Consider the following 3,828-nt stretch of genomic DNA (forward strand, 5'->3'; position numbering starts at 1 on the left):
AAAAACGCGACGATCCGCGAGTTTTGCACGATAAACTCGGGCACGCACAAAGGCGACGGGATCACGCGTATCGGCGATAACGCGTTTATCATGGCCTACTGTCACGTCGCGCACGACTGTATCATAGGAAATAACGTCATCCTAGCAAACAACGCGACTCTAGCCGGTCACGTGGAGCTTGGAGACTACAGCGTCGTGGGCGGTATGACGCCGATACATCAGTTCGTGAGAGTCGGCGAGAGCTGCATGATCGCGGGCGCTAGCGCGCTATCTCAGGACGTCGTGCCGTTTTGCCTGGCTGAAGGCAACCGAGCCTATATCAGAAGCTTAAATTTAGTCGGTATCAGACGAAGATTCGATAAAGACACGGTCGAAGAGATAAATAGGGCGTATAAATTTTTATTTAGAAAAAGCGGGGATCTAAAAGCAGCGGCTAGCGAGCTTTTAGCGGGCGCACAGATAGAACAGGTGCGAAAAATGTGCGAATTTATACTAAGCACCAAGCGCGGTATCCCATTAGCAAAAGGAAGAGAATAATGGCGAGAAAATGTAATTTTTGCGGCGAGACGGAGTCAAACGATAGACGCCTTTTTGCGGATTTGGACAATAAGGCTTTCATCTGCGAATACTGCGTGAATGCCGCTTATAATATGATTTGCGGCGATACGAGCCTGCAAGAATCAACTCCTGAAAACAAAACCGACAAAGACTATACGAATTTAACTCCAAAAGAGCTAAAGGCGGTGCTCGATAACTACGTAATCGGTCAAGATAAAGCTAAAAAGGTCTTTAGCGTCGGCGTTTATAACCACTACAAAAGAATTTTTAGAAAAGGCGAGATCGAGGATGATACGGAGATATCAAAATCAAATATCTTGCTCGTCGGCCCTACCGGTAGTGGCAAGACGCTGATGGCGCAGACGCTGGCTAAATTTCTAGACGTACCTATCGCTATCTGCGATGCGACTAGTCTAACGGAGGCCGGCTACGTAGGCGAAGACGTGGAAAATATCCTAACTCGCCTTTTACAAGCCGCAGACGGCGACGTAAAGCGCGCCGAGCAGGGCATAGTTTTCGTCGATGAGATAGATAAGATCGCCAGAATGAGCGAAAACCGCTCGATCACGCGCGACGTGAGCGGTGAGGGCGTACAGCAGGCGCTTTTAAAAATCATCGAGGGCAGCCTCGTAAATATCCCTCCAAAAGGCGGCAGAAAGCACCCCAATCAGGAATTTATCCAGATAGATACCTCAAATATTCTATTCGTCTGCGGCGGTGCGTTTGACGGCCTGGCCGACATCATCGAGCGCAGGATCGGTAAAAACGTGCTGGGATTTGGTCAAGATAAACGTTCTAAAGACGATAGGGAAAATTTGCTAGACGCGCTTGAGAGCGACGATTTGGTGCATTTTGGGCTCATCCCGGAGCTAATCGGTAGGCTTCACGTGGTCGCCACGCTAAATAAAATCACCGAGGATGATATGGTGCGAATTTTAACCGAGCCTAAAAACGCGATACTAAAGCAATACCAAAAGCTTTTCGCGATAGATAGGGCAAATTTAAAATTTGACGACGAAGCTCTAAAAGAGGTCGCAAGGCTAGCCATCGAGCGAAAAACGGGAGCCAGAGGGCTACGAAGCATAATGGAAGAGGTGATGACCGATATAATGTATGAGCTACCGGAGCTTGCCGGCTACGACGTAGTGATCACCAAAGAGGTCGTAAACGGCAAAGAAAAGCCGATTTTCGTAAAAAACAATAAAATAAGCGCATAAGGATACAGATGATTTTAGACCAGTTAATAGGATTTTTTTCAAGCGATATGGGTATTGATCTAGGCACGGCAAATACGCTAGTTCTAGTAAAAGATAAAGGCATTATCATAAACGAACCATCGGTCGTCGCGGTACAACGCGAAAAATACGGCAAGCAAAAAATATTAGCCGTCGGACATGAAGCAAAAGAGATGGTTGGTAAAACTCCGGGCGACATCGAGGCGATCCGTCCGATGAGAGACGGCGTTATCGCGGATTTTGATATGACTGAAAAAATGATCCGCTACTTCATCGAAAAAACTCACCGCAGAAAGAGCTTCCTGCGTCCTCGTATCATCATCTCCGTACCTTACGGACTAACTCAAGTCGAGCGTAAAGCCGTGCGTGAGAGTGCGCTAAGCGCCGGAGCTAGAGAGGTATTTTTGATCGAGGAGCCTATGGCTGCTGCTATCGGGGCAAATTTACCCGTGCGCGAACCACAAGGAAACCTAGTCGTCGATATCGGCGGCGGTACGACCGAGATTGGCGTAGTATCTCTTGGCGGCCTAGTCATCAGCAAGTCTATCCGCACCGCGGGCGATAAAATCGATATGAGCATCGTAAACTACATAAAAGAAAAATACAACCTCCTAATCGGCGAGCGTGCAGGTGAGGATATCAAAATCTCCGTCGGTTCGGCGATACAGCTGCCTGAGGAGCTTAGTATCGTCGTAAAAGGCCGCGACCAAATCAGCGGTCTGCTAAGCCGCGTGGAGCTAACTAGCGAAGACGTGCGCGAGGCTATGCGCGAACCGCTAAAGGAGATCGCTGACGCCCTAAAAACCGTGCTTGAGATGATGCCGCCCGATCTTGCCGGAGATATCGTGGAAAACGGTATCGTACTAACCGGAGGCGGAGCGCTGATCCGCGGACTTGATAAGTACTTAAGCGATATCGTAAAACTTCCGGTTTTCGTTGCTGACGATCCGTTGCTAGCCGTGGCCAGAGGCACCGGCAAGGCTCTTGAGGAGATTAAATTTTTACAACAACTCGTAAATGAAGAGTAAGATTTTATTCGTCGCTCTTATCGGCGCGCTGGTATTTTTTTCGCTTGATAGAGGCGCGCTGATCTCGGGATACGTCGTAAATTTAAACAACCGCATAGTCGCCGCCTACGACGACGCGGTCAAATTTGTAAAAGACGGCGTAAACGAGCATTTTAGGCAGCGCGAGGAGATAAAGCAGCTTCGCGCTCAAAACGCCGAACTGGAAAAATCGGCAGCTCTGCTTTCAAGCTTCGCAAAGGAGCTAAATGAAATTTTGGTCGATAAAAACTCGACCGCCTACGAGCCTAGAGTCCAGCTCGTGCGGGCGCTTAGCTATGTAAATATCAGCGACTACGACAAGGTCTGGCTGGATAAATTTAGCGGCTACGACGAGTCTAAAATTTACGGGCTGATTTACCAAGGCAAGAGTGCGGGTATCGTCGTGAGCAAGGACGGAAATCCAATGGCTCTGCTGCAAAATGATCCAAAAAGTATATTCGCCGTATCAATCGGCGAGGAAAAGATCCCGGGCATAGCGCACGGGAGCAAAGACGGAATAACGGTGAAATTTATCCCCCAGTGGCTCAGTCCCAAAGAGGGCGACGAGGTCGTCACGAGCGGGCTTGACGGGATATTTTTCAGCGGGATTTCAGTGGGCAAGGTCACGGGCGTGATCCAAGAGAGCCTATATAAAAGCGCGGCCGTAAAGCCATACGTAAGCATAACCATCCCCTCGTATCTATACGTCGTAACAAAGGAAAAATAATGCCAAAAAGAACCGACATCAACACCGTTTTACTCATCGGCAGCGGCCCTATCGTCATAGGCCAAGCGTGCGAATTCGACTACAGCGGCACACAAGCTGCAAAGACTCTAAAGCAGCTTGGCTACCGTGTCGTGCTCATAAACTCAAACCCGGCGACCATCATGACTGATCCCGATTTCGCCGACGCTACCTACGTCGAGCCGATAACCAAAGAGAGCATCAAGCGCATCATAGATAAAGAAAAAGTCGATGCCATACTGCC

General features: G+C 48.9%; 5 protein-coding genes. All 5 read left to right on the forward strand.

All coding sequences use genetic code 11. From position 1 onward, the window contains the following. A partial coding sequence (lpxA, locus tag Q0314_RS00005; RefSeq protein WP_298055058.1) for an acyl-ACP--UDP-N-acetylglucosamine O-acyltransferase occupies positions 1-537 on the forward strand: 537 nt, incomplete at its 5' end. Then, positions 537-1,775, forward strand: coding sequence for an ATP-dependent Clp protease ATP-binding subunit ClpX (clpX, locus tag Q0314_RS00010; RefSeq protein WP_298055060.1), 1,239 nt, complete (start codon positions 537-539; stop codon positions 1,773-1,775). The genes lpxA and clpX, both read left to right, overlap by 1 nt. A gap of 8 nt (positions 1,776-1,783) precedes the next feature. Continuing rightward, the gene (locus Q0314_RS00015) at positions 1,784-2,821 is read left to right on the forward strand and encodes a rod shape-determining protein (protein WP_002947212.1); all 1,038 of its coding nucleotides are present in this window, start codon (positions 1,784-1,786) and stop codon (positions 2,819-2,821) included. Beyond that, on the forward strand, positions 2,811-3,566 hold the full coding sequence (gene mreC / locus Q0314_RS00020) for a rod shape-determining protein MreC (RefSeq protein WP_122872828.1): 756 nt from the start codon (positions 2,811-2,813) through the stop codon (positions 3,564-3,566). The genes Q0314_RS00015 and mreC overlap by 11 nt, the downstream gene beginning before the upstream one ends. Continuing rightward, positions 3,566-3,828 (forward strand): hypothetical protein (locus Q0314_RS00025; protein ID WP_298055063.1); only part of this gene is annotated, 263 nt, incomplete at its 3' end. The genes mreC and Q0314_RS00025, both read left to right, overlap by 1 nt.

Source organism: uncultured Campylobacter sp., from assembly GCF_938040115.1.
In the GTDB taxonomy this organism is placed as follows: domain Bacteria; phylum Campylobacterota; class Campylobacteria; order Campylobacterales; family Campylobacteraceae; genus Campylobacter_A.

Coding starts and splice junctions, on each gene's coding strand:
- mreC (WP_122872828.1), top strand. CDS start 2,811: ATGAAGAGTAAGATTTTATTCGTCGCTCTTATCGGCGCGCTGGTATTT.
- clpX (WP_298055060.1), top strand. CDS start 537: ATGGCGAGAAAATGTAATTTTTGCGGCGAGACGGAGTCAAACGATAGA.
- Q0314_RS00015 (WP_002947212.1), top strand. CDS start 1,784: ATGATTTTAGACCAGTTAATAGGATTTTTTTCAAGCGATATGGGTATT.